A 26,146-nucleotide genomic window follows, 5' to 3' on the forward strand; every position below is an offset into this window, starting at 1 on the left:
CTCCATGACGGACGACGAGCGGACCACACCGGCGATCGAGGCGGTGCGGGCCGCCGGTATTGACCACAATGTGACACGCCACGGCCGGGTGCGCTCGCTGGAGGAGGCCGCCGCGGCTCGCGGGATCCAGCCGCGAGACCTCATCAAGACCCTGGTCGTCCGGGTGTCGGAGGGCGAGCACGTCTTCGTCCTCGTGCCCGGCGACCGGACGTTCTCGTGGGCCAAGGTGCGCGGGCTGCTCGGGACGAACCGGATCTCGATGCCCGACGCGGCCGAGGCGAAGGCGGTCACCGGGTACGAGCGGGGGACGATCACGCCGTTCGGGTCGACGACGCGCCTGCCGGTCATCGCGGACACCCACCTGTGCGGCCGGACCATCTCGCTCGGCGGCGGTGACCACGGGGTGGGGCTCACGGTCGCCGGGGACGACGTCATCCGCGAGTTCGACGCCACGGTCGCCGACATCTCGGACGAGGAGACCCGCCCCACCCCCTGATCAGGACTCCTTCATCGGGACCCGGACCCCGCGCTCCCGCGCGACCTGCTCGGCCCGCTCGTAGCCCGCGTCGACATGCCGGATGACGCCCATGCCCGGGTCGTTCGTCAGGACCCGCGCGAGCTTCTCGGCAGCGAGCTCGGTGCCGTCGGCCACCGACACCTGCCCGGCGTGGATCGAGCGACCGATCCCGACCCCACCGCCGTGGTGGATGGACACCCACGAGGCGCCCGAGGCCGTGTTGACGAGCGCGTTGAGCAGCGGCCAGTCGGCGATCGCGTCAGAGCCGTCGGCCATCGCCTCGGTCTCCCGGTAGGGGCTCGCCACGGAACCGGCGTCGAGGTGGTCGCGCCCGATGACGATCGGTGCAGAGATGTCCCCCGAGGCCACCAGCTCGTTGAACCGCAGCCCGGCCTTGTCCCGCTCGCCGTAGCCGAGCCAGCAGATCCGCGCCGGTAGCCCCTGGAACGCCACGCGCTCCTGCGCACCGCGGATCCACTTGTGCAGCCGGTCGTTGTCCGGGAAGAGGTCGAGGACGGCCCTGTCGGTCACGGCGATGTCCCTGGCGTCCCCGGAGAGCGCCGCCCAGCGGAACGGACCCTTGCCCTCGCAGAAGAGCGGCCGGATGTAGGCCGGCACGAAGCCGGGGAACTCGAACGCCCGGTCATACCCGCCCAGCCGTGCCTCGTCCCGGATCGAGTTGCCGTAGTCGAACACCTCGGCACCGCCGTCCTGGAACTCGACCATGGCCTGGACGTGCTTGGCCATCGACGCCCGCGCCCGGTCGGTGAACTCCTCGGGCTTCTTCTCGGCGTAGTCGTGCCAGTCCTCGACCCCGATCCCCTCGGGCAGGTAGCTGAGCGGGTCGTGCGCCGAGGTCTGGTCGGTGACGATGTCGATCGGCACCCCACGACGCAGCAGCTCGGGGAACAGCTCGGCGGCATTGCCGACGACGCCGACGGACCAGGCCCGCTTCTCCTCCCTGGCCCGCACGGCCTTGTCGACCGCCTCGTCGAGGCTCTCGGCAACCTCGTCGAGGTACCTGTGCTCGACGCGGCGGCGCAGGCGTGCAGGATCGACATCGACGATGAGGCAGGCTCCGCCGTTGAGGGTGACCGCGAGCGGCTGTGCACCACCCATGCCACCGCAGCCGGCCGTCAGCGTCAGCGTGCCGGCAAGCGTTCCACCGAAGCGCTTCTCCGCGACGGCGGCGAACGTCTCGTAGGTGCCCTGCACGATCCCCTGGGTGCCGATGTAGATCCACGACCCGGCGGTCATCTGGCCGTACATCGTCAAGCCGAGGTGCTCAAGGCGGCGGAACTCGGGCCAGTTCGCCCAGTCGCCAACGAGATTGGAGTTGGCGATGAGCACGCGCGGCGCCCACTCGTGCGTCTGCATGACGCCGACCGGCCGGCCGCTCTGGACGAGCATGGTCTCGTCCTGCTTCAGCGTGGTCAGCGTGCGGACCATGGCGTCGAAGGACGTCCAGTCACGCGCGGCCCGGCCCGTGCCGCCGTAGACGACGAGGTCGTCGGGCCGCTCCGCCACCTCCGGGTCGAGGTTGTTCATCAGCATCCGCAGCGGCGCCTCGGTCGCCCACGACTGCGCAGTCAGCTGCATGCCGCGCGGGGCGCGGACGGGTCGTGCACCTTCCATGTCGGTTCCCTTCTCTTGGTTCTCAGCGGAGCGGGCCGGTGACCGACTCGGCAGCCCCGATGTAGGAGCGGTCGAGGACGCCGAGGTAGGCAGCGCCCAGCGTGTCGGCGACAACGCGGTCGGGCCCGGTGGTGTCGCCGACGAGGTCCTCAAGCGCACGGATCACCGCCTGCGAGGCCGGTCCCGGCTCGAGCGGGGATCGCAGCTGGAGCCCCCGCGCTGCGGTGACGAGCTCGATGGCGAGGACCCGGCCGAGTGCGTCAACCGACTTGCGCAGCTTGCGGGCAGCGGACCACCCCATCGAGACGTGGTCCTCCTGCATCGCCGAGCTCGGGATCGAGTCGACCGACGCAGGTGCCGCCAGCCGCTTGAGCTCCGAGACCATCGCCGCCTGGGTGTACTGGGCGATCATCAGCCCCGAGTCGACGCCGGGGTCGTGCGCGAGGAACGCAGGCAGGCCCTGGTTGCGCGCCTTGTCGAGGAAGCGGTCGGTCCGGCGCTCCGACATCGACGCGACGTCGGCCGCCACGATGGCGAGGAAGTCGAGCACATAGGCGACTGGCGCGCCGTGGAAGTTGCCGTTCGACTCGACGCGGCCGTCCTTGGTCACGACAGGGTTGTCGATCGCCGACGCGAGCTCCGCCTCGGCCACCCGTGCCGCATGCTCGATCGTGTCGCGCGCGCCACCGTGGACCTGGGGCGCACAGCGGAGCGAGTACGCATCCTGGACCCGCGTGCAGTCGTCCGTGCGATGGGACTCACGGATCGGCGAGTCGGCCATCACCGCCCGGATGTTCGCGGCGGAGAGGGCCTGTCCCCGATGCGGCCGGAGCTCGTGCAGGTCGGCCGCGAAGACGTCGTCCGTCCCGAGCAGGCCCTCGACGCTCATCGCAGCAGCCACGTCGGCAAGCTTGAGGAGCGAGCGCAGGTCCTCAATGGCGAGCACGAGCATGCCCAGCATGCCGTCCGTGCCGTTGATGAGGGCGAGTCCCTCCTTCTCCCGCAGTTGGACCGGCTCGATCCCCTCCTGTTCGAGCGCGAAGCGGGCGTCCATCATCTGGCCGCTGGCGTCGACAACAGTGCCCTCACCCATCACGACGAGAGCGCAGTGCGCGAGCGGCGCGAGGTCACCCGAACAGCCGAGCGAACCGTACTCGTGCACAAGGGGGGTGATCCCGGAACTCAGCACAGCGGCATATGCCCTCGCTGTTTCCAGGCGCACGCCGGTGCGGCCGGTGGCGAGGGTGGACAACCGCAGCAGCATGAGCGCCCGTACGACCTCGCGCTCGACCGCAGGACCGGCGCCGGCGGCGTGCGACCGGATGAGCGAGCGTTGGAGCTGCGCACGCCGGTCCACCGGGATGTGCCGCGTCGCGAGCGCTCCAAAGCCCGTCGAGACGCCGTAGTGCGGCTTCTCGTCGTCCGCCAGCGCCTCGACGACTTCGCGGCTGCGGGTGATCTCGGCCTCCGCCTCGGGTGACAGTGCGACCCGCGCGTCGTGCCGGGCGACGGCGATGACGTCCTCGAACGACAGCGGGCCCACGCCGACCGTGACGGGCGCCGCGCGCATCTCGGGTTCCTCGATGAAGGTCATGCCACCCATGGAACCGTGACAACGCTGGCGAGACACCCCACCGCAAGGCACAATTGTCTCAGATACGAGACATCACATGGGAAGGGGCGGGATGACCAACGCTCCGGCCGCAGCCAGCGCGCTCGACGTCCTCGAGCACCTGTCCCGCCATGCTGAGCCGGTGCCGGCCGCCTCGATCGCACGCGCCCTGTCGCTCCCCCGGTCGTCGGTCTACCACCTGCTCAACGTGCTCTGCTCACGCGGCTATGTGACGCACTACGTCGAGGAGCGCCGCTACGGGCTCGGTTCCGCCGCCTACGAGCTCGGCTCGGCCTACCAGCGCCAGGCACCGCTGGCCCGCGTGGCCCGCACCGCGATCCGCCGCCTGGCCGACCAGTGCGGTCGCAACGCCCACTTCGCCACCCTCGACGGCCGCGACGTCATCTACCTGCTCGAGGAGCGGGCGCCGGGCCAGCCGACGCTCGTGACCGACGTCGGGGTGCGGCTCCCCTCCCACCTCACGGCGAGCGGCGTGGCCATGCTCGCCGGCCTGCCGCCGGCACAGGTCCGCGCCCTCTACCCGGATCGTGGGTCGTTCACCCAGAGGCACGGTGCCGGCCCCACCTCGCTCAAGGAGCTCCGGGCCCTGCTCGTTCGGACCCGCGCCGCCGGCCACGCGCGCGAGGACGGGACCATCGCCCCCGATCTGTCGTCGGTCGCCCGGGCCGTCGTCGACGGCGCCAACCGGCCCATCGCGGCCGTCGCGGTGACCCTTCGCTCGACCGATGCCGATGACGACCACGTGGCAGAGCTGGTCGCCCGGGTGAGGACCGCGGCCGACGACATCGCCCGCCGCCTCAGCCCGAACCGCTGAGCCACGTCCATCAGGCCGTATGCCGCTGGGCGGGCTTCCAGCCAGAGGCGCCTTTGTCCCCGGACGACCATTGCTCCTCCCGGGGGTGCCAGGCCAGGGCCGCGCACGCGCGCACCATCCCTGCCCGGCGAGAAACGGTCGTCCGGGAACGCTCAGGCCGGTCCGGGGTCGCGACCTCACTGATCGACCCGAACTGGCCCGCCATTACAGTCTGCGCATGCGCGCCATCACGATCCCCGAGCCGGGCGGGCCCGACGCGCTCGTGCCCGCCGATGTCCCCGCCCCGACTGCGGGGCCGGGCCAGGTCCTCGTCGACGTCGTGGCAGCGGGCGTCAATCGGGCTGATGTCATGCAGCGCAAGGGCTTCTACGACCCACCGCCCGGGGCGTCGCCCTATCCCGGCCTCGAGGTCAGCGGCCGCGTCGCCGCACTGGGAGAGGGCGTCGACTCCTTCACGGTCGGGGACGAGGTCTGCGTCCTGCTCGAGGGCGGCGGCTATGCGGAGCGGGTTGCCGCGCCGGCCGGCCAGGTCCTCCCCAAGCCGGCCAACGTCGACCTGGTGGACGCGGCCGGCCTCGCCGAGGTCGCCTGCACCGTCTGGTCCAACGTCTTCATGACCGCCAACATCCAGCCGGGCCAGTGGCTCCTCGTCCATGGCGGCAGCTCGGGCATCGGCACCATGGCGATCCAGCTCGCCAAGGCGGTCGGCGCCCACGTCGCGGTGACGGCCGGCAGCCAGGCGAAGCTCGACTTCTGCCGCGAGCTCGGCGCAGAGGTGCTCGTCAACTACACGGATCAGGACTTCGTCGACGAGCTGCGCGCCGCCAACAACAACCACGGCGCCGATGTCATCCTCGACAACATCGGCGCGAAGTACCTCGCCAAGAACGTCGACGCCCTGGCCGTCAACGGCCGCCTGGTGACGATCGGCCTCCAGGGCGGCCGCAAGGCCGAGCTCGATCTGGGCAAGCTCATGTCCAAGCGGGGTGCCGTCATCGCCACGACCCTGCGCGCCCGACCGGCCGCAGAGAAGGCCGCGATCGTCGCCGCCGTCCGTGAGCACGTCTGGCCACTCATCGAGTCCGGTCACGTCCGCCCCGTCATCAACTCCCGCTACTCACTTGACCGGGCGGCCGACGCCCACCGCGAGATGGAGGCGTCCACCCACATCGGCAAGATCCTGCTCACCACCTGAACTGGGGGACGGCACTGGGCTCGCCTCACGGCGGAAGCGAGCCCAGCGGCATACGGCTGAATCAGTCCGGGATCACACGCCGTGCTTGTGCCACGGCCCCCAGATGGCGAATGACATGCCGGCGCTCGCCTGGATGTTCACAAAGAGCGTCTGCCCGCCGGGGCTGAAGGTCGACCCCGCGAACTCGTCGTTGTAGCGGGGCAGCCCCGTACGGGCACTCTCGACCCGGTTAAGCGCGATGTCCCACAGCTGACCACCGCGGTTGAGGCCGCGCACGTAGTTGTCCTCGTCGCTGTCCTCGCAGACGACGAGCGTCCCTCGCGCGCTGACCGTGATGTTGTCCGGCAGGTCGAGGACCTGCTTGCCCGGCGACTGGTAGATCAGCTCGAGCTTCTCGGACCGGCAGTGGTAGGCCCACACCTGGCCGAAGCCGTTCCCATAGCCACCGACGTTGTCCGATGGCGCCGTCTCGGCCGGGCCGCCGCCCTGGGTCGAGGTGAAGTAGACGATGCCGTTGTCGTGGATGGCGCCCTCGAGCCGGGAGAAACCCGCCGCTCCCTGCGCACGGCCCTGGTTCCCGACGTAGGTGATCGCCTGGTCATTGGTCGTGGGCGCCGTCTGTCCTGGCGTGTACGGGAAGGTCGGGTCCGGGTCGTCGATGTCGACCCACTCGACGCTGAAGGTGGCCCGCTGATGCTGGGACGCCTCGAGGTGCGCGTTGGGCATCCCCTTGACCGCGAGCATCTGGAGCGTGCCGTCGTTGTCGATGTGCCCGGTCTCCAGCGGGTGGTGACTCGGCCGGTAGCGGTAGAAGCCGGAGGGGAAGCCGAAGTTGTCCTCGGTGAGGTAGAGGAAACCGTCGACCGGGTCGAGCGCCACTGCCTCGTGCGCGAAACGACCTGCACGCGTGATGGGTTCGCCGGAAGCCCGCCCTGTCGTGGGGACCTCGAAGACGTAGCCGTGCGGCTTGGTCAACGGGATGTTGGAGGCACCGGTGAAGTCCGGACCCACGTCGGGGCCGTTGACCGTTTCCTCGCAGGTGACCCAGGCGCCCCAGGGCATCGGGCCACCGGAGCAGTTCATCATCGTGCCGTTGAGGCCGGTGTAGGCGGAGTCGACCTGCCCGTCGTGTGACACGTTGACCACAGTGCAACCGCCCCGAGCCATCGGGTCGTAGGTCCAGTCACCCGTCGGGCCAAAGGCGGGGCCCGGGTTGTTGACCTCGTGGTTGCGCACCAGCGTGACGAGCCCGTCAGGCCCGTCGAAAGCCGCCATGCCGTCATGGCGGCCGGGAAGGTTCGTCCCGTCGTCGAGGACGACCGGGAACTCAGTGTCGTGGAAGGACCGGTAGCTGAACCCTTCGGGCAGGTGGAGGCGGACCTTCCCATCCCGCAGGTCCGGGATCGGGCGCAGCGTGCGGAAGGCGGGGGCGCCGAGAGCGTTGGCGGGTCCCGCCACGAGCCCTTGGAACGGGCCGCCGAGGGCGGCCGCCCCGGCAACCGCTGCGCTGCCCTTGAGCATGGTGCGTCTGTCGATGGCCACGGTGGTTTTCCTCCTGGTCTAGGAACTGCTGGCCCCGAGGGTCCTGTGGGTGATCCGGATCACACTAGGGCCAGCCAGCGGTTCCAGGGGGGAACCGATCGGACCGGAATGGTCAGCGGGCCGGAGAACCTGCCCGTTTTCCGCGTTTTCGGCCCGGTGACGGGCCCGCGCCCGCGGCGTAACGTCGATACGTGGACCACTTCGGCTGAAGCGGCCCTCCCAACTCACACAGCGGGAGGTCAAGAGGTGTTCATTCAGGTGATTCAGGGCCAGTGCAACGACGCGGACCAGCTGCACCGTCGCATGGACCTGTGGCGTGAGGAGCTCGAGCCGGGCGCGATGGGCTTCCTCGGAGGCACGTATGGCCTGACCGACGACAACGAGTTCATCGGCGTCGTGCGCTTCGACTCGAAGGAGTCGGCGATGCGCAACAGCAACCGGTCGGAGCAGGGCGCCTGGTGGGCGGAGACGGAGCGGTACTTCAACGGCCCCGTGACGTTCCACGACTGCGACGATGTGCAGCTCATGCTCGACGGCGGGTCGGACGACGCCGGCTTCGTCCAGGTCATCCAGGGTCGCATCAGCGACCCGGAGAAGTTCCGCATGATGATGGACCAGCCGATGGACATGCTCCACCGCGAGCGTCCCGACATCCTGGGCGGCACCATCGCGGTCGACGAGAACGGCTACTTCACCCAGACGATCGCGTTCCGCACCGAGGCCGAGGCCCGAGAGGGCGAGAAGAAGGAGATGCCCCAGGAGATGCAGGACCAGATGGCCGACATGGGCGAAGCCATGACGGACCTCTCGTACCACGACCTGCACCACCCCTGGTTCGCGACTGCCGGAAAGCACTGACGTCAGCACGCGTACGCTCCTGCACATCCTGCGTGCGCAAAGCCCTCCCCTGACCGCACGCAGGGTGTGCAGGTCCCGTCAGGCGGGGACTCGATCGATCATCCGTCGATGGACGACGTCGGGGACCGGTGGGGCAGGATGGGAACCATGAGTGACAGCCCCCGCCAGCCAGTGCCCGGTCAGGACCCCAGCAGCGATCAGCCGCGGGAGGACCAGCGCATCGTCGTGCTCACCCCCGATGGCATGGGCGTGGCGGATGCGCCGGGAAGCGGCTCCGAGGGCGAGTCGGCTGCCCAGGGCGAGCGCGAGCGAACCAACCCTGCGGACCTCGTCGAGGAGCCGGCGAAGGTCATGCGCATCGGCTCGATGATCAAGCAGCTGCTCGAGGAGGTGCGGAGCGCGCCGCTCGACCCTGCCGGGCGCCGCCGCCTCGCAGAGATCCACCACCAGTCGCTCGAGGAGCTCAAGGACGGGCTCTCCCCCGAGCTCGTCGACGAGCTCGAGCGGATCGCACAGCCGTTCCGTGACGAGTCGCCGAGCGACGCCGAGCTTCGCATCGCCCAGGCCGCCCTGGTCGGCTGGCTCGAGGGCCTGTTCCACGGGATCCAGACCGCGCTGGTCGCGCAACAGATGGTCGCGCAACAGCAGCTCCAGCAGATGCGGGCCCTGCCGGGTGGTCCCGGCGGGTCCTACGGCACTCCGCCGGGAGCCGGCCACGGCCACCTGCATCGCCCGGACGCGACGCAGGCAGGTCACGACATCGGTCCCACGGGCCAGTACCTGTGACCAACCGCGCGTGAGCGCGGAGCCAGCCCAGCGGCATACGGACACATGCTTGTGATGCCGTATGCCGCTGAGCCCGGTTCCCGGGTCACGCGCGCTGGGGCTGTGGCGGGCTCTCCAGAGGTCCGTGCATAGGGTGGACGCGATGCGACTGAGGACGGATCACCCCGCCTGGGCCCGGGCGGGCCTCGTGGCCCGCTGGGTCGCCATCGTCGTGGCCTGCTACCTCGGCGGGGTCGCGGCGACGAACCTGTCGCCGACGACGGTGGAGACCTCCAACTACCGGGCGACGCTGCGGCTCGACCCGGTGCCGCGACACACCCCGGTGCTGCACAGCCCGACCATCGTCGGTGACGTCGACCTCGCGTTCCGGTCGCCTGCGCTCGCTCCGGGACTCGACGTCGCAGTCTCCGTGCGGGAGGAGGTCACCGACCTCCTCACCGCCGGCCCGGTGAGCGTGCGCTCGTTGCAGCCCACGGATGCGGAGATCTCGGAAGCGATCCGGCAGGCCGCCGTTGGGGTGGGCTTCCGCTTTGGCCTGGGGGCGCTCTTCGTGGCCGTCGGCCTGTCCGTGGCCGTGCACTACGCCCGACGGCGACGCCCGGAGCGGATGTACCTCGTCCTGGTGGGCGCGGCTCTCGTCCTCGTCTCCGGCGGCACGGGCCTGAGCACGGCCCTGACCTATCAACCGGACCGCTTCGCAGCCTTCACCACGACGGGCCTGCTCGGCACGGTCCAGCGCAACGCGGGGCTGCTGGCCGACGTGGAGACCCGCGCCGAGCAGGCCACGCCGTACCTGCGCAACCTGCTCGCGCTGTCCCAGGCGCTGCAGGAGAAGTTCGTCCCCACCGACCTGACCCAGCCGACCGTGTCGGCCCGCTTCCTGCTCGTCTCGGACATCCACGGCGCCAACCAGTACGCCCTGATGCGCACCATCATCGAGGAGGAGGGCGTCGACGCCGTCATCGACACGGGCGACATCATCAACTTCGGCCGGGTGCAGGAGGGCGAGGCGGCGGGCATCTTCCGCGGCATCGAGTCGCTCGGCGTGCCGTACATCTTCACCAGCGGCAACCACGACCAGTCCGCACCGGCCGACCGGGCGCTCCTCCGGCGGATGGCGGCCGTGCCCAACGTGGTGCTGCTCCAGGACCCGGACGGCGTGCACCGCGAGCTGTCGTTCCACGGCCTGCGCATCACGGGCTTCAACGACCCGCGCTACTTCGGTGACGACAACAAGGACCCCGCGCGCAAGCAGGCACCAGCGGTCGATGCGTACAACCTGGCGATGGAGAACGAGCCGGAGAGCGACCTCGTGGTCACCCACGAGCCCTATGCGGCGACCGAGGTTGCCCGCGGTCGCGTCGTCATCAACGGGCACATCCACACGCCGGCGCTCGAGGGGTCCCGGATCCAGGTCGGTACCTTCACCGGCGGCGGCGTCGTCTCGCACTTCATCGCAACCAAGGACGAGGAGCTGACCGGCCAGCCCTACGCCTTCGACCTCGCCAGCTTCGGCCCACGGTGCGCGCTCACCCAGCTGACCCGCTACACGTACCGCAACCTCATCGAGGGCCGACCGGCCTACGACAACATCCAGGTCGTCAACGGCGCGATGATCGACCCGCGCGGGGCCCAGGAGACCAGGGACGCCGAGGCCGCTGGACCGCCAGAGCCGGCTCCGACCGTGGAGCCCGCCCAGCCCGGCGCGGAGGGTGACCAGCCACGCACGTGCAGCCAGTCGGCGGAGACGACGATCCGGGAGATTGCCACCGCGACGCCCGACGACCCCGGCACCTCGACCCCGGCCACCGTCCGGACCTCGACCCTGACATCGTCGGCGACGCCGTCGTCGGCGTCACCCTCAACCAGCCCCACGGTTACCCCCTGAGGTCTGGGAACTGGTCGTCGCGCCACTCGAGCTCAGGCTGCGCGGCACCGGTCGCGTCGAGCTCCTCCTCCCGACCGCGCAGCTCGACCCGGCGGATCTTGCCCGAGATCGTCTTCGGCAGCTCGTAGAACTCGATGCGCCGGACCCGCTGCCACGGCGCCAGCTTCGCCCGGCAGTGGGCGAGGATCGAGCGGGCCACCTCCGCGCTCGGCTCGTAGCCGGCGACCAGAGCGACGTATGCCTTCGGCACTGCCAGCCGCACCGGGTCCGGGGACGGCACGACCGCGGCCTCCGCCACGGCGACGTGCTCGATGAGGACCGACTCGAGCTCGAACGGGCTGATCTTGAAGTCACTGGCCTTGAAGACGTCGTCCGTCCGGCCGACATAGGTGATGTAGCCGTCCGCATCGACCGAGGCGACGTCGCCCGTGTGGTACCAGCCGCCGGCCATCGCGGCCGCGTCGCGCTCGGGGTCGCCCTGGTAGCCGGTCATGAGTGGCACCGGCCGCCGCGACAGGTCGAGGCAGATCTCGCCCTCGACCTTGCCGTCTGCATCGGGCTCGGTCGCCAGCATGTTCGTCAGCGGGTCGACGATGGCGACCGGCACGCCTGGGAGCGGCCGGCCCATCGAGCCGGGCTTGAGCCGGGCGCCGGGGCTGTTGCCGATGGCGGCGGTCATCTCGGTCTGGCCGTAGCCGTCCCGAATGGTCATGCCCCACGCCTTCTCGACCTGGGTGATCACCTCGGGGTTGAGCGGCTCACCCGCGCCGATGACCTCGCGGAGCGCCCCGGGTCCGCCGGACAGGTCGGCGTTGATGAGCATCCGCCACACCGTCGGCGGTGCGCACAGGGAGGTCACCTCGTGGGTCCGCAGGACGCGGAGCAGGGCCGCCGGGTCGAAGCGGGTGTAGTTGTAGAGGAAGATTGTCGCCTCGGCGATCCACGGGGCGAAGAAGCACGACCACGCGTGCTTGGCCCATCCCGGGCTTGAGATGTTGAGGTGGACGTCCCCGGGGCGCAGGCCGATCCAGTACATCGTGGACAGGTGCCCGACCGGATAGGAGACCTGCGTGTGCTCGACGAGCTTGGGCTTGCTCGTCGTGCCGGAGGTGAAGTAGAGGAGCAGCCGGTCGTCGGGTGCCGTCCCCGGGTGTTCGGCTGGCTCGGCGTCGATGTCGTATGCCGCTGAGTACCTTTCCCAGCCCGCCGGTCCTTCGGCTTCGGCTGAGCCAGCAGACGGGTCGACGCCGACGGCGATGCGCAGGTAGTCGCCCGGGACGTCGTCGAACTTGTGCACCTCCGAGGCGTTGGTGATGACGGCCCGCGCTTCGCCTCGCTCCATCCGGTCGACGAGGTCACCCGGCCCGACCGCCACCGTCGTCGGCATGATGACGGCGCCGATCTTCATGACCCCGAGCATCGACTCCCACAGCTCGACCTGGTTGCCGAGCATGAGGATGACGGAGTCACCCTTGCGCACGCCGAGCCGGGTCAGGTACGCGGCGACCTGGTCGGAGCGGCGGGCCATCTCTTCGAAGGTCACGGTTTGTGCTGACTCGTCCTGCTCGACGATGGTGAGGGCGGGACGGTCGTTGCCGCGGGCGATGGCGTCGAACCAGTCGATGGCCCAGTTCCAGCGGTCGCCCACGTCGGGGAAGGTGAACTCGGCGACGGCCCGGTCGTAGTCCTCGCGAAGGTCCACGAGGAGGTCCCTCGCGGCCCGGAATCGGTCGGTCACGGCTATGTCGGCGGCGGCACTCGATGTCATGATCCGACTCTGCCGGACCCTGCCGACGGTGTCACGGGCGGATGGGAAACCTCATCGACTCCGGCGGCCCGGTCGTACAGGCTGTCCTCCATGACTTCACGCGTCTCCCACACGACGATCGACTGCCGCAACGCCTACGAGCTCTCCGAGTGGTGGAAGCAGGTGCTCGGCTATGAGGACATCCCCGACGACCCCAACGAGCCCGGCCACGAGGAGTGCATGATCCGCTCCGGCGCGGACGGGCACCACATCCTGTTCATCGAGGTCCCCGAGGCGAAGTCGGTCAAGAACCGCATCCACTTCGACCTGCGCTCCACCGATGTCACCCAGGACGAGGAGTACGAGCGCCTGTTGGGCATCGGCGCAACGCTCGTCGCAGATCGCCGTGGCCTCCACGGCCCGGGCACCGGGTGGTACGTGATGGCGGATCCCGAGGGCAACGAGTTCTGCATCCTTAAGAGCGACGCCGAATACGCAGCCTGGGTCGCCAAGACGTCCGCACCCTCGGAATGAGCGGCTCCGCGGCCGCGCCGCTGCGCCGTGGTCGAGTCAAACGCCACTACTGGCTGCGGACAGCAAAGCTCAACGCCGTCGGATGGGCTGCGCTGCTTGGCGCGTGCTTTGTGGCAGCGGCTGTCGGTGTTGCCGCGGCTTGGGCCATTGCCGTGCCGCTCTGGTGGGGAGCGGTTCTCGGCGTTATTCCGCTGGTCGCGGTATTCCTCTTGGACCGGAGACGCTGGGCCGCGATGGAGACCGGTTTCGGGTGGGGTGGCTCGGTGCCTGAGGTGACTCGCATCGCTTCAGAACTTGCAGCCCTGGGAGTCGTTGTGCAGGTTCGCCCCGAACCACCCACCGAGCGGTGGCACGAGCCTCCATACGAAGGGGGCGTGCGAGAGGAAGTCCACATGGACCCGGCTCTCCAGACGGCGTCCCTCAGTTACCGCAATCGGGACACCAAGACTGTGGCGTCTACGCTCCGGGCGCATGACCTCCCCTTCCCGGAGTTTCCTTAGGGGACAATGGAGCCGGTATGAAGCTCCCCGAAACTCCTTCAGCGTGAAGCGTTCACCCGTACGGTGAGCCAGTGGACCCGGAGCCGACCCAGAGGCAGATGCGGCTGCGCTACACCGGCACGTGCCGAGTCTGTGGGTTGAATCTTCCTGCCAAGACCGAGGCGATCTACGACCGGGCCACGAAGACGGTCCGATGCGTTACACACGACTTGGCGTCGCCGGCCGAGCCGGCCCTCGTGGACATTCTCGGTGGCGGGACGGCAGGAGCCTCGGCCCGTCGAGAGTTCGAGCGCCGCAGAGCAGCAGTCCACGAAGGCCTGGGACATCGGAGCGCGGGGCGAGGAGCGACCCGGACGCCAGCTCGACCAGCTCGCCTGCGAGACACTCCGGCTGCTGCATGACCGGCGGATTCCCGGCGGCAGGGCAAACATCGACCACTTGGCCGTCACTCGCACCGGCATCTACGTCATCGACGCCAAGAAGTACAAGGGCCGTCCCCAGCTCAAGATCGAGGGCGGATTCATTGGGCCACGACACCACTCGCGGAGTACGCGCCTTGTGGCCCAAGAAGCTCTTCCCCCAGGTGCAGGCTGTCGGGCCTCTCACAGTCGAAGCCGTCGCGGATATCCACCGGAAGCTCGCGCACGCCCTGGTAGTGGCCTGATCGGCAGCCGCGGCATACCGCGATCTGCCTCAGACGTGGGTCATTCACGCGACACCGCAGTCGCGTCGCCGCGTCACGTGCCATGTGACCTGACTTGGGCCACTCGGAGAGCGTTCGGGTTGGCGTTGAAGGCGGCCGCGCGGCAGAAGCTCGCGGCCGGGCAGGGTGGGCGCGGATGGGGCACCTGTGGGACGCGCTCGAACACGCGTACGGGGTGCTCGGGTTCGATAGGGCGGCCGGGGATCGCATGTTCCGGGACCCGGCGCTGGCGCACCCACCCAGCGAACGGGCGCTGCGTGACTCCTCAGCCAGACGGGGACGGTCACGTCGGTCGGGGTCCGAGCTCAGCGGCATACGGCCCTCGTCGTCGTCATCCTCAGCCGGCTCGTAACCCGGCCGTCCGTGCTCGGCCCGGCCGTTGACCACCATGCGACGGCGCGCCCGGAGTTGATGATCCGGTCGAGCAGGGACTGATCGAAGGAGACGTCGGTGCTCTTTGGAGAGGGTGATTGCACCCGAGGGCAACGAGTTCTGCATCCTCAAGAGCGACGCAGAGTATGCCGCCGCGCTCGCCACGGGCTAGACAACAAGGCTGAGCAACATCACCAGAACGAAGCCGAAGACGGAGATCACGGTTTCCATGACCGACCAGGACTTGATCGTCTCTCCGACCGTGAGGCCGAAGTACTCCTTCACCAGCCAAAAGCCCGCGTCGTTGACGTGACTGAAGAAGAGCGAGCCGCACCCGATCGCCAAGACCAGCAGTGCCAGGTGGCTGGTCGTGAGCGTGGATGCGAGGGGGCCGACGATGCCGGCGGCGGTGATTGTCGCGACGGTCGCCGATCCGGTACCGAGCCGGATGAGGACCGCGACGAGCCAGCCGAGCAGGAGCACGGAGATATTGATACCGGTGGCCCAGTCCTTGATGACGTTGCCGACGCCGGCATCGATGAGCGTCTGCTTGAAGCCGCCACCGGCGGCAACGATGAGGATGATGGCCGCGATCGGTGGCAATGAGGCGCCGACCGACCCGCTGACCTGCTCCTTGGTCATGCCGGAGCCGATTCCGAGCACGACGTAGCAGAACAGCACGGAGATCAGCAGGGCGACGGTGGGGGTGCCGAAGAAGTCGATGACCTTGCGAGCGCCGTTCTCCTCGTCGGTGACGAGCAGCTTGGTGATGGCGTCGATGAGCATGAGCATCACGGGCAGGGTGATGCCGATGATCGCGGCCGCGAAGGAGACGCGTCGACGCCCCGGCTCGAGAGGCGCCTCGAGGTCGCCGAACGTGGTGACTGGCCCGGCTGGTCCGCGGCCTGTCTGCGTGACGTCTTCGTTGCCAGGTGCGCCGCGCGAGCCCTGAACGTTGGGCCCACCCGTGCGACTACCCGTGTCGGTATCCACATTGCTCACGCCTGAGCCGCCTGCGCCGCTCGCCACCGTCGCAGGAAACCGTGCCTCGGCAGCGACATATTTGGGAACCCACCTGTCCACGTAGCGGGCGAGCACCGGCCCCGCGACGATGACGGTCGGGATGGCGATGATGATGCCGTAGAGCAGGGTCCGTCCGAGGTCGGCGTTCAGCAGGCCGATCGCGGTCAACGGGCCTGGGTGTGGTGGCACGAGGCCATGCAGGACGGACAGGCCGGCGAGGGCGGGGATGCCGACCTTCATCAGGGACAGGCCCGTGCGTCGGGCCACCAGGATGACGACCGGCACGAGAAGTACGACCCCGACCTCGAAGAACAGCGGCAGGCCCAGGATCGCCGCGATCGCCGCCATGACCCACGGCAGCCGACCCGGACCGACCCGCCCAACCATGGTCGACACGATCCGGTTCGCTCCGCCGGAGTCCTCGAGCAGCTTGCCGATCATCGCACCGAGGGCGATGAGGACCCCCACGGATCCGGCCGTGGCCCCGAACCCGGCGAGGAAGCTCGTGACGATCACCCCGGGTGGCATGGTCGCCACGGCACCGAGCACGGCCGAGCCGAGCATGAGCGACAGGAACGGATGGACCTTGGCGACGGTGATGAACAGCACGACCGCGAGGATGCCCAGGATGCAGGCTGCAACGAGCTGCCCGTTGCCTGCATACGGCACCTCCGGCGGGTCCGCCGGGAGTGCGACGGGGGAAAGGAGGGGCGCGAGCGTCGGGTGCGTAATCATGCCTGATGGTCCTTTCACAGGCCAAGGGCAGCCAACGCGCGATCCAGCACCTGTGCTGGGGTGCCCTCGTTTGTGACAGACGTACCCGATTCGTCCTCCTCCAACGGTTCGAGTGTGGCGATTTGGCTGGGCAGCAACGAGGCGGGCATGTAGTGGCCGGCCCGATGCTCCATCCGGTCCCGGATGACCTCGGCCGGGGCGATGACATGGAGGAAGCGCACATGTGGGCGGCCGCGACGCAGGAGGTCGCGGTACGCGCGGCGCAGCGCCGAGCAGGTCACGACCGCTGACTCACCCGCGGCCTCCTTGGCACTGATCCAGCTGCCGATCGACTCGAGCCACGGCCAGCGGTCCTCGTCGGTGAGGGCTTGGCCGCTGCGCATCTTCGCGACATTGGCCTCCGAGTGGAAATCGTCGCCCTCAGCGAACTCCCAGCCCATGACGGCCGAGATTCCCTTGGCCACGGTCGACTTCCCGCTTCCCGACACCCCCATGACGATGATGACCTCGGGATCCGCTGATGGCGTCCGGGCTGCAGCTGTTTCGTCGACCATGCCCTCGAACGTAGTCCGCTGAGGTGCCGAAATGCGGCTTGGCGCCGGGGCACCGACAGCGCCATGCGTGCCCCGCGGGTTTCTTGAGCCGCTGTGGGTGCTCTCATCCGACGGACCGCTTGAATCAGGGTCAACAAGAAGGGATCGTATGCCGCTCAGCTCGCCAGGCGCGAACGCCACCGTCCGCGCGAGGCTGGCTCAGCGAACGTCGCGGAGACCCTGAAGTGTGTGCCAGCCAGATCGCGCTGCGCCGAGTTCGTCTCTCGCGCAGGTGATCGCGCTCCTGGTCGCCCAGCATGCTGCCTCGCCCGCGGCAGGCGCGTTAGTGGCTACTGATGCTCGAGCGCGAGAACCCTTTGAAACGGGTGCCCTGATAGGTGAGCTGTCCGGTGTCACCATCGGCGATCGGCCCCAACTAGCGAGGCATTGTTGCGGCTCCACTGGCGGTTCATTGCTCGTGTCGATGGAGGGATGGACGAGATGGTGGACCGTGACCGCTACAGGAGTGGGAAGAGGCGAGCCTGATCGTGTGCGATAGCCGGCGTCAATCGCTCGTCATGATGAACAACGGCGCGCCGTCGAACTCGTAGATCGGGCGGAGGCGGTCCTTGTTGTAGTACTTCTCCACAGCCACCACCTTCTTCTCCGAGGTCACGCTGGCGATGGGCACGCTGTCGTAAGTTCCTCGGTGAATGCTCACGAGGCGGCCGAACTGCTTCCTGTGGACCAGGTCAAGCGCAAGATTGCCGAATGCCATCGGCACGATCGAGTCCAGAGCGTCCGGGTCCCCCGACCGAACCAGGTATCCGAGTCGCTGGTTCACCACGTCGATACGTCTGGCGTTGTTGTAGCGAGGCGAGAACTCCTTCAGCGCCGACGCGACCTTGTCGCCGATGCCGCCGAGCTTGCGGTGACCGAACATGTCCGTTTCCTCGCTCTCGAAGCTCATCCCCTCATGCGATGTCAGGTTCGCGCCCTCCGAGACCAGGACCACCGAGTACCTGCTCGGGTTCCTGTTGTGGTCGTAGACCAGCAGCTCGGTGAGCTGCTCGACGTCCGCCGCGTGCTCGGGAATCAGGCAGCGGTCGGCTGCACCGGCCATGGTGGGGAGTAGAGCGGTGAAGCCCGCATACCTGCCGAACACCTCGATGACGAGGAACCGTTCATGAGACCCCGCGGTCGTACGAAGCCGATGGGTCAGCTCGATGGTGCGGGTGACGCAGGTGCTGAACCCGATGCAGTAGTCGGTCCCGTACACGTCGTTGTCCATGGTCTTGGGGATCGCGACGACGTTCGCTCCTTCGTCATGCAGCCGCTTGCCGTAGCTGAGCGTGTCGTCGCCGCCGATCGGGATGAGGACGTCCACGCCGAGGTGCTCGAGGTTCGCCAGGACGTCCTTGGTCAGGTCGTTGATCGGGTCTTCGTACCCGCTCAGATGCTCCGGCACCCGGTTGCGGGGCAGCTGACTCGGCTGGGTACGAGAGGTGTGCAGGAACGTGCCGCCCGTCCGGCCGGCCCGGTTGACGACAGCCTCCGAAAGCTCTTGCACGCAGTCCGAGTTGTCGGCGCCCGGCTCAGGGTTGTAGTCCACCAAGCCCGCCCATCCGCGGCGGATACCCAGGACACGATGCCCCTCGCGCAGGGCGCGGACCGTGATCGCTCTGATCGCCGGATTGAGGCCCGGCACGTCACCGCCGCCGGTCAGGATCCCGATGGTTGGCCTGTTGCCCGCCATGCCACCAAACTACAGCGACCCGGCGGCGCTGAATCAGGAGATCCGCAGCCGCACAAAGACGCGTATCGGGTATCGCGCTTCGCGTCGAGGCACGTCACCGCCAGCCGATGGACGCGACGTCGATGGGTTCGCTGAAGCCCTTGAGCTTCACCGACCGACGATCGGCCGGCAGGTCGCGCCGTCGCGACGACTCCAGCGTCACAACGCTCGCCAGCACCTCGAAACCAGCCGCGGCCACGCTGATGCGGGCGGCGAGGTTGACGCCGCCTCCGATGTCGTCGATGCCGGCCCGGCTCGCCTCCGCCCTGTGGACACCGGGCACCGGCCCACGACGGTCGGCCCACCAGCCGGCCGCGGCCAGCGAGACGAGGTACGTCGCGAGGGGCGCCGCGCTGACGAGCCCGTAGCTCGTCACGGCGTCGAGCTCGAGGAGCACCGTCGGCATCGCCGCCTTGTCACTCCTCAGCCAGCCGGGGACGGTCACGTCGGTCGGGGTCCGAGCTCAGCGGCATACGGCCCTCGTCGTCGCCGTCCTCAGCCGGCTCGTAACCCGGCCGTCCGTGCTCGGCCCGGCCGTTGACCACCATGCGACGGCGCGTGTCGTCCTCGTCGATGAGGCGGTTGATCAGCTGCTGGACGTGGTTGGGAGCCGGAGTTGATCATCCGGTCGAGCAGCGACTGGTCGAACGAGACGTCGGTGATCTTGGAGAGGGTGATGTCCCGGCTGTCCTCCATGACTTTACGCGTCTCGCACACGTCGATCGACTGCCACAACGCCTACGAGCTGTCCGGGTGGTGGAAGCAGGTTCTCGGCCAAGAGGACATCCCCGACGACCCCAACGAGCTCGGATCGGCGCGACGCTCGTCGCGGATCGGCGAGGCCCTCTACGGCCCGGGCACTGGGTGGTACGTGATGGCCGATCCTCAAGAGCGACGCCGAGCGCGCCGCCTCACTGGCCGGGCAATGAGCCTGTCTCAGCTCGTTCGTCACTGACCGGGAGGCGGTCCCATGCCCCGCACCGAGAAGCCGCCGTCGCACTCGACGACGACGCCAGTCGTGGCGGCCGCATTGGCTCGCGAGGCGAGCTGGACGAAATGGCCGGTGTAGTCCGACGGATCGGGCAGGAACTGCATAGGCAGCAGCGCACGCGCCAGTTCGTCGAGATCCGGCATCGAGCCCAGGGTGCGGTCCGCCAGGCCCAGGGCCCGAGGGCCCCGAATGTCCGTGCGCATGAAGCCCGGGGCGACGCCATTGACGCGAACGTTCGGCGCGAGTTCGAAGGCCAGCTGCTCGACCAGACCGACGACCGCGTGCTTCGATGCGGTGTACACGGCACCGCCGACGCCGGCATTCCGCGACGCCACCGAGGCGGTCAGTACGACACTTCCGCCGGACTCGATGAGAGCGTCGACTGCGGCCTTGACGCCCAGCAGGTAGCCCTTGACGTTGACCGCGAAGAGTTCGTCGAAGCCGCGGCTCAGCGCCTCCATGGGTGTGTCGACCAAGCGCGCGCCGTAGTCGAACAGGCCCGCGTTGCCGACAAACGTGTCCAGGCGTCCAAAGACCGACAAGGCCAAGGCCACCGCCTTCTCGTTGTCCGTAGGGACGGTGACATCCCCCGCGATGCCGGCCACCTTGCCGGGGTAGCTCGCCTCGACGCTCCGCACCCGGTCAGCGTCACGGTCGAGTGCGAGCACTCGGGCGCCCTCTGCGACGAAGCGGTCCACCAGCGCCAACCCGAGTCCCGAACCCGCGCCCGAGATGAGTGCCACGTCGCCTTCCAGCCAGCCCATGCAGTCCTCCTTGGTTGTCAGTCGGCTCGCGTCGTGCCTGAGCGTTCGATCTCGGCCAGAGCACGAAGCGCACGATCCACCGCCGAAGCTTCAGCCGGGGCCCCTTCCTCCTCCACGACCCGCGGGCGCGCGTCCAGGAGCGCGCGGACCGCTGCGAGGTCACCAGTCTGACGTGGCGTCGCCACTGCGGCGCAGGAGTCGCGAATCCGCCCGGCCTCTGACAAGAGGGCGTCGGCAATGGACGGGTCCGCGCTGGCGATGACGGCCGCCGCGCCGACGAGAGATTCCGCCACGCTGAGCCGATCACCCATGCTGTGACGCAGGCTCAGGGCCTGTCGATGCAGCCGGGCAGCCTCGGGTGCATCGCCGGTGGCGAGACTCGCTCGCGCCAGACCCCACCTGCTGTTGGCCAGGTGACGTGGTGCGGCGGTGGCACGGTTTCCGACACCGGCGCGAAACTGGATGTCGGCCTCGTTCAGGTCACCGCGTTCCAGAGCCACGACACCGAGGACCCACTGGGGGAAGGTCGTGCGCATGGGGTATCCCAGGGCCTCGAGGGCGAGGGCGGATTCTGCCAGCTGCGTCGCGGCGCTGTGGTCCCGCTGCTCGAGGGCAGCGTGGGCCTGGGTGCACCTGACACCGGCGGTCTCAGCGGGGGCACCCAAGCCCTCGGCCACGGCGAGCGCACGCTGCAGCTCTTCGTCCGCGTCCCCGAATCGGCCCTGCCGCAGCGAGGACTCGGCCGTGAGCCGCAGGGAGCTGGTCATCGCCCGGCGGTTACCGAGATCTTCTGCCACCTCTAGCGCCTCACCGGCCAACCGCCCCGCTGTGGGCAGGTCACCGGTGAGCAGGGAGACCCAGCCCAGCTCGCAGAGCAGCAACGCACGCGCAGAAACGTCACCGATGGTCGAGGCGAGGCTGAGCGCCTCGCCGTAAAGGTCCATCGCGTGGTCGTACCGGCCGAGCCAGAGGTCCATCTCCGCCCTCGAGCCGAGGAGCAGTCTGAGCAGCTGGTCATCCTGAACACGCTCGGCTGAGCGAATCGCATGGTCGATCAGCTCGGCCGCCGCCGTCTGGTCACCGCGGGCGCCAGCGGCGATCGCGAGACTGCGGAGGACGCCTGCAGCAACGCGCTCGTCGCCCGCCCTGTCGGCGTGCGTCAGGGCGTCCCGCCAGCGCGTCTCGGCCCCCTCGAGGTCGGAGCGACGAAAGGCGACATAGCCAAGACCAGAACGAGACCGGGCGAGCGTGATCTCGTCGTCGCTGCCGGCCGCGATGTCGGCCGCCTGCAGGAAGCACTGCTCGGCGTCGACCGTCTCACCGCGGAGGATCAGCAGGTTCCCCAACGCGGTCAACGCCTGGCCACGCCGAGCCTCGGCTCCCGGCACGCCAAGCGCCTGGCGCAGGTGATTCACGCCAGCGCTCCAGTCTCCGTGCGATACCCAGAACGGCTCCATCGCGACGGCCGTACGCAACGAGCGGTCACCGTCACGGGCACTTACGCCGCTGGCGAGAGCCTGACGGATGTTGTCCAGATCCGCCAGCAAGTCGGCCCGTGCCTCGGTGTGACCCCGCAGTCCGAGTTGGCTCCCGAGCGTCTCAGCACGCCGGGCAAACCACTCACGATGCCGGGCGGCCACGTCGTCGGACTCCTGTGAGGCGGCCAGCTCCATACTGGCGAGCTCGTGGACCGAGTCCAGCATGACCCAGCCATCCGCGTCGTCGCGGTAGGACAGCAGGGAGCTGCGGCGCAGCCGCCGCAGGAGCTGCGGGACGTCTGCCTCACTCAGCGGCGGCGTACCGCAGACAACCTGTGTGGCCACGATCGTGCCGCTCCGAGCAAAGACTGCCAGCCGGCCGAAGAGCAGGCGCTCGTCCGGGGGAAGCAGGTCGAGACTCCATCCGAGCGCCGCCCGGAGCGTCTGATGCCGAGCCGGCGCCGTGCGGCGGCCGTGCGTGAGGAGCGAGAACCGATCCGACAATCCGCGCAGGACTCCGGAGAGCGAGTTGTCGGCGAGTGCGGCCGCGGCGAGCTCGATGGCAAGAGGGATGCCATCAAGCTGCCAGACGATCCGGGCCACGATGGCCGCGTTGTCATCATCAATGCGAAAACCTGGGCGCACCAATGCTGCTCGCTGCTCGAACAGCCGGATGGAGGCCTCCGCCGCTACGTCTGCCTCGGCAGCGACCTTCGCCGGGTCCGGCGCCGGCAATGGACCCAGCTGCCAGACGACCTCTCCCTCGATGCCGAGGGGTTCCCGGCTGGTGGCGAGCACTGCCAACTGTGGACAGCGTTGCGCCAGCACCTCCGTGAAGCCCGCCGCTGCGTCGAGCACCTGCTCGCAGTTGTCGAGAATGAGCATGGCTGACCTGGCCGAGAGCTCGTCCAGCACGACATCCTCAAGACTGCGTCCAGGCACCTCTGTGATGTGCTGCACGGCAGCCACCGCACTTACCACGGCCTGCCGATCTGTGGCTGAGGCCAGTTCAACCAACCACGCACCATCATCGAACTCATCCATCACGTCGAAGGCCACCTGAACCGCCAACCGTGTCTTGCCGACACCTCCCAGACCGACGACGGTCACCACTCGCGCCTGACGCATGTATTCGGCCAGTTCGCGCCGGTCGTCGTCACGTCCGAAGAACGCGGCTTTGTGGAACGGCATGTTGTGCTGTGTCACGCCATAAGCCCGCAGCGGTGGGAACTCCGTGGGAAGTTCGGCGTGCCGCACCTGGAAGAGGCGGGCAGGTTCTGCGAATCCGCGCAGCTGGAACGAGCCCAGCGGGGAGAGGGTGACGTCCGCCGAAAGGTCTGCCGACACCGCTTTCGCTGTGGTCTCGGACAGCAGGATCTGGCCGCCGTGTGCCGCGGCACAGATCCGAGCCGCCTGGTGCAGCCCGAGCGACACGTAGTTGTCACCCGTCGGTGCGGCGTGAGCCGTGTGCACGCCCATCCTGACGCGGATCTGCGCACCGGGTGGCCAGTCGTGCGCCTGCAGCGCCAGCTGACCGGCCACGCAGCCGCGAACCGCCTCCCCAGCGTCGTCGAAGGCGAGCACGAGTGCGTCTCCCTCAGTGTTGATCTCGGCACCTCGGTGAGCCGTGAAGGCCCCTCTCAGGAGGGCGTTGTGCGTAGCAAGAAGGCCGACATAGTCATCGCCCATCTCACGGAAGATCCGGGTCGAGGACTCGATGTCCGTCATCACGAACGTGACGATTCCGGCGGGCAACCGACGTGGCGCTTCAGCTGCCTTCTCCATGGGCCAGTCAGCGCCTCCCGCCGGCTTCTCGCTAAACAAACCTCGTCAGACGACGGTGCGGTTGCCTCCACGATAGGGCGTGGCCAGCCGCGCCGTCCGCAGTTCGGGCGCACTCCAGCTGGCACGGCACATGCCACGGCGCCGGGGCACAGGTCAGTCGTGCTCGGGGTGCAGCACGAAGAAGCCGAGGTCGCGGCCGCCTGCCCGCTCCTCATATGCCATGTATCCGCGGTACCAGCCCAAGGCCGCCTCGCGCACACGCTCCTTCTCGACGCCGTGCACCTGCTCCGCGCGCACCCGGTGCGCGACCCCGTCCAGCTCGAGCGAAGCGATGGGGTGGGCGCGAAGGTTGAAGAACCACGCCGGTGGCCGCCCCGACCCGTAGTTCGATGCGATGACACCCCAGCCGCTCTCGAGCGTGGTGACCAGGAGGGGTACGGTGTGCGGTTTCCCGGAGCGGGCACCAGTCGTCGTGAGCAGTCCCACGGGGACCGCAGCCAGCCACTGGCTCGGCGGGATGCGGCCCGGTGCGACGCGGTATGCGAGCATGTCGATCCGGTGAAGGGCGCGCTTTGAGACCCACGCACCCGGGCGCGATGCCACCACGGCCCGCAGGATCCGTTGGGCCGGGTTGGCTTCGTCGTTGCTGCGCAGCTGCACGCAAACGAGCGTAGGGGCCCGTTGCGCCTCGGGGGGCTGCTGACTTTGGACGTGGCGCGGCGGGTGGCCGGCCACACCGGTCTCCAGCGCCAGCCGCGCGTCCATCGCCGTGTGCGAGAGCCGCCCCACGCGGCTTCCGACGCAGCGGGGCACGTTCGGACCTCAGGTGTGCGCGGTCTCTCCGATCCGCGCAGCCCACTCGTCGTGCAGGAGCGCGTATCCCACCTCGTCCAGCCATCCGAGGTCCCGGTGCCATAGCGCTTTGAGGGCGTGGCGCTCCCGACGCATGCCGGCGCGTTCTAGCACACCTACGGACGCCAGGTTGTCGGCATTCGCCGCGGCGGTAACTCGACGCAGACGGAGCCCGTCGAAGGCGCCACGCAGGAGCGCACGGGCAGTCGCCGTCCCGATTCCCTGTCCAGCGGCTCTCGGATCCACGATGTAGCCGATGACACCCTCCGTGCCGGTGGGGTGACCGGGCTGGCCGGCACCATCCACGATCTCGAGAAAACCCATCGCCACGACCCGGCCGTCACGTTCGACGACACACGAGTAATCCGTCGGACTGCTCGGCACGGCGAGCCATTCACGGCGCAAGTCGTCGGGATCGACATAGGTGCGCACCATGAAGTGGTTGACGCCAGGGTCGTTCCGGAAGGAGATCAGCACGTCAAGATCTGATTCCACGACCTCGCGGAACAGCAGACCCTCCAGCCGCATCGGCCAAGGACTCTCCTTCATGACCCGGAGCGTCCCAGCCCCCGCCCTGCTCGGCAATCGGTTTTCCCCTCCAGCAAATGCCGCCAAGTCGCGCGCCTGTTCATCCGCGTCGTCGCATGGTGGGACGGACGACCGACGCGCCTTCCGAGCGGGCACCGCTGCACCGGTGCGCGGCATACCATCTGGAGCGTGATGCAGGGCGATCTGTTGCGTGTCGGACAGGCCGGTCTCCGAGGTATCCAGGACCGAGGCGCCCAGTGGTGGTGGCTAGGCCTGCCCATCGTGACGTTTCAGGGATATCGACTCATCCGCACCATGCCCCGCTTCGCTGAGGCTGAAGGCCTTACGGGGCGCGTCGGCTCTGGTGATCGCCACATGAGGGTTGTCTCGCTCGGGGACAGCGTCGCGGCGGGCTATGCCGTCGGACATCACCGATCGTCGGTGGCGGGTCAGCTCGCCATGCGGCTGGCCGACCGCTACGGGGCGACGGTGGAGTGGCAGGCCTGCGCAATGACAGGTGCCACTGCAGGGCGGGCGCTCAGTCTGGTCTCTGCCGAAGCTCTGGTCGACGCTGACCTGGTGTTCGTCTCGATCGGTGTCAATGACCTCAAGAGCCTGCACAGCGCGACCCGTTTCCGCCGCGAACTTCAGACGCTTCTCGATGCGATCCTCGTCGCCGCTCCTTGGGCCCAGGTGTGCCTGCTCGGCATCCCACCCCTCGATCACTTCCCCGCCTTTCCCCGGCCCCTCGCCGACGCTCTCGGCTGGCGTGGTCGGGTCTTCGACGCGATCGGGGCCACAGCGGTTCAAGCTCGCGAGCGAGCCTTCCGAATCCAGACCGCCGAACCGCTCGGGCCGGAGATGTTCGCCGGCGACGGATTCCATCCCAGCCCGACGCTGCACGCCGCATTCGCTGACGCTGTGATGGCGCGTCTGTC

23 protein-coding genes are annotated in these 26,146 nt (G+C 68.8%); 10 read left to right on the top strand and 13 right to left on the bottom strand.

Going from position 1 to position 26,146, the window contains the following annotated elements:
- Window positions 1-4 precede the first annotated feature (4 nt).
- Window positions 5-496 (top strand): aminoacyl-tRNA deacylase, encoded by a 492-nt coding sequence (locus tag VIR15_RS06880; RefSeq protein WP_331926728.1) that lies wholly within the window; start codon window positions 5-7, stop codon window positions 494-496.
- Here VIR15_RS06880 and hutU read toward each other — a convergent pair whose 3' ends face one another.
- Window positions 497-2,152 (bottom strand): urocanate hydratase, encoded by a 1,656-nt coding sequence (gene hutU, locus VIR15_RS06885; RefSeq protein WP_331926729.1) that lies wholly within the window; start codon window positions 2,150-2,152, stop codon window positions 497-499. It lies immediately after the preceding gene.
- Between the two features lie 22 nt (window positions 2,153-2,174).
- A complete protein-coding gene (gene hutH, locus VIR15_RS06890; protein WP_331926730.1) occupies window positions 2,175-3,746 on the bottom strand; it encodes a histidine ammonia-lyase in 1,572 nt (523 codons plus the stop codon).
- Window positions 3,747-3,837: 91 nt separating this feature from the next.
- On the opposite strand from hutH, the gene VIR15_RS06895 reads away from it, so the two are divergent.
- Window positions 3,838-4,599 carry an IclR family transcriptional regulator gene (locus VIR15_RS06895; RefSeq protein ID WP_331926731.1) on the top strand — a complete coding sequence of 254 codons (762 nt, stop codon included), beginning with the start codon at window positions 3,838-3,840 and terminating at the stop codon, window positions 4,597-4,599.
- 217 nt (window positions 4,600-4,816) lie between these two features.
- Window positions 4,817-5,794 carry an NAD(P)H-quinone oxidoreductase gene (locus tag VIR15_RS06900; RefSeq protein WP_331926732.1) on the top strand — a complete coding sequence of 326 codons (978 nt, stop codon included), beginning with the start codon at window positions 4,817-4,819 and terminating at the stop codon, window positions 5,792-5,794.
- A gap of 72 nt (window positions 5,795-5,866) precedes the next feature.
- On the opposite strand, the gene VIR15_RS06905 is transcribed toward VIR15_RS06900, so the two are convergent.
- Window positions 5,867-7,336, bottom strand: coding sequence for a PhoX family protein (locus VIR15_RS06905; protein ID WP_331926733.1), 1,470 nt, complete (start codon window positions 7,334-7,336; stop codon window positions 5,867-5,869).
- A gap of 246 nt (window positions 7,337-7,582) precedes the next feature.
- On the opposite strand from VIR15_RS06905, the gene VIR15_RS06910 reads away from it, so the two are divergent.
- From VIR15_RS06910 to VIR15_RS06920, 3 genes are all read left to right on the top strand, one after another.
- The gene (locus tag VIR15_RS06910; RefSeq protein ID WP_331926734.1) at window positions 7,583-8,194 is read left to right on the top strand and encodes a hypothetical protein; all 612 of its coding nucleotides are present in this window, start codon (window positions 7,583-7,585) and stop codon (window positions 8,192-8,194) included.
- A 147-nt stretch (window positions 8,195-8,341) separates the two neighbouring features.
- A complete protein-coding gene (locus tag VIR15_RS06915) occupies window positions 8,342-8,980 on the top strand; it encodes a bacterial proteasome activator family protein (protein ID WP_331926735.1) in 639 nt (212 codons plus the stop codon).
- Between the two features lie 142 nt (window positions 8,981-9,122).
- A complete protein-coding gene (locus VIR15_RS06920) occupies window positions 9,123-10,868 on the top strand; it encodes a metallophosphoesterase family protein (RefSeq protein WP_331926736.1) in 1,746 nt (581 codons plus the stop codon).
- Here the strand turns inward: VIR15_RS06920 and VIR15_RS06925 are convergent.
- A complete protein-coding gene (locus VIR15_RS06925) occupies window positions 10,858-12,636 on the bottom strand; it encodes an AMP-binding protein (protein ID WP_331926737.1) in 1,779 nt (592 codons plus the stop codon). The two genes, VIR15_RS06920 and VIR15_RS06925, sit on opposite strands and share 11 nt — an antisense overlap.
- A 90-nt stretch (window positions 12,637-12,726) precedes the next feature.
- On the opposite strand from VIR15_RS06925, the gene VIR15_RS06930 reads away from it, so the two are divergent.
- Both VIR15_RS06930 and VIR15_RS06935 read left to right on the top strand, forming a co-directional pair.
- On the top strand, window positions 12,727-13,149 hold the full coding sequence (locus VIR15_RS06930; RefSeq protein WP_331926738.1) for a VOC family protein: 423 nt from the start codon (window positions 12,727-12,729) through the stop codon (window positions 13,147-13,149).
- Window positions 13,150-13,898: 749 nt separating this feature from the next.
- Window positions 13,899-14,735 carry a nuclease-related domain-containing protein gene (locus VIR15_RS06935; protein ID WP_331926739.1) on the top strand — a complete coding sequence of 279 codons (837 nt, stop codon included), beginning with the start codon at window positions 13,899-13,901 and terminating at the stop codon, window positions 14,733-14,735.
- A 157-nt stretch (window positions 14,736-14,892) separates the two neighbouring features.
- On the opposite strand, the gene VIR15_RS06940 is transcribed toward VIR15_RS06935, so the two are convergent.
- The 5 genes from VIR15_RS06940 to VIR15_RS06960 form a co-directional block, all read right to left on the bottom strand.
- A complete protein-coding gene (locus tag VIR15_RS06940) occupies window positions 14,893-16,482 on the bottom strand; it encodes a GntT/GntP/DsdX family permease (RefSeq protein ID WP_331926740.1) in 1,590 nt (529 codons plus the stop codon).
- Window positions 16,483-16,496: 14 nt separating this feature from the next.
- A complete protein-coding gene (locus tag VIR15_RS06945) occupies window positions 16,497-17,036 on the bottom strand; it encodes a gluconokinase (RefSeq protein ID WP_331926741.1) in 540 nt (179 codons plus the stop codon).
- 544 nt (window positions 17,037-17,580) lie between these two features.
- Window positions 17,581-18,771, bottom strand: coding sequence for a 6-phosphofructokinase (locus VIR15_RS06950; protein WP_331926742.1), 1,191 nt, complete (start codon window positions 18,769-18,771; stop codon window positions 17,581-17,583).
- A gap of 94 nt (window positions 18,772-18,865) precedes the next feature.
- Window positions 18,866-19,255 (bottom strand): nucleotidyl cyclase domain-containing protein, encoded by a 390-nt coding sequence (locus VIR15_RS06955; protein WP_331926743.1) that lies wholly within the window; start codon window positions 19,253-19,255, stop codon window positions 18,866-18,868.
- On the bottom strand, window positions 19,227-19,358 hold the full coding sequence (locus tag VIR15_RS06960; protein ID WP_331926744.1) for a hypothetical protein: 132 nt from the start codon (window positions 19,356-19,358) through the stop codon (window positions 19,227-19,229). Before VIR15_RS06960 ends, VIR15_RS06955 begins: the two co-directional genes overlap by 29 nt.
- Window positions 19,359-19,504: 146 nt before the next feature.
- On the opposite strand from VIR15_RS06960, the gene VIR15_RS06965 reads away from it, so the two are divergent.
- Window positions 19,505-19,765 carry a hypothetical protein gene (locus VIR15_RS06965; RefSeq protein WP_331926745.1) on the top strand — a complete coding sequence of 87 codons (261 nt, stop codon included), beginning with the start codon at window positions 19,505-19,507 and terminating at the stop codon, window positions 19,763-19,765.
- On the opposite strand, the gene hcaB is transcribed toward VIR15_RS06965, so the two are convergent.
- From hcaB to VIR15_RS06985, 4 genes are all read right to left on the bottom strand, one after another.
- The gene (hcaB, locus tag VIR15_RS06970) at window positions 19,759-20,565 is read right to left on the bottom strand and encodes a 3-(cis-5,6-dihydroxycyclohexa-1,3-dien-1-yl)propanoate dehydrogenase (RefSeq protein WP_331926746.1); all 807 of its coding nucleotides are present in this window, start codon (window positions 20,563-20,565) and stop codon (window positions 19,759-19,761) included. The two genes, VIR15_RS06965 and hcaB, sit on opposite strands and share 7 nt — an antisense overlap.
- A gap of 17 nt (window positions 20,566-20,582) precedes the next feature.
- Window positions 20,583-23,774, bottom strand: coding sequence for an ATP-binding protein (locus VIR15_RS06975; RefSeq protein WP_414654936.1), 3,192 nt, complete (start codon window positions 23,772-23,774; stop codon window positions 20,583-20,585).
- 207 nt (window positions 23,775-23,981) lie between these two features.
- Entirely contained in the window at window positions 23,982-24,488 is a 507-nt protein-coding gene (locus tag VIR15_RS06980) for a nitroreductase family deazaflavin-dependent oxidoreductase (protein ID WP_331926747.1), read from the bottom strand.
- A gap of 162 nt (window positions 24,489-24,650) precedes the next feature.
- On the bottom strand, window positions 24,651-25,229 hold the full coding sequence (locus tag VIR15_RS06985; RefSeq protein WP_331926748.1) for a GNAT family N-acetyltransferase: 579 nt from the start codon (window positions 25,227-25,229) through the stop codon (window positions 24,651-24,653).
- Between the two features lie 354 nt (window positions 25,230-25,583).
- Between VIR15_RS06985 and VIR15_RS06990 the strand changes: the two genes are divergently transcribed.
- A partial coding sequence (locus VIR15_RS06990) for an SGNH/GDSL hydrolase family protein (protein WP_331926749.1) occupies window positions 25,584-26,146 on the top strand: 563 nt, incomplete at its 3' end.

Source organism: Intrasporangium sp. (assembly GCF_036566125.1).
Lineage (GTDB): Bacteria > Actinomycetota > Actinomycetes > Actinomycetales > Dermatophilaceae > Intrasporangium.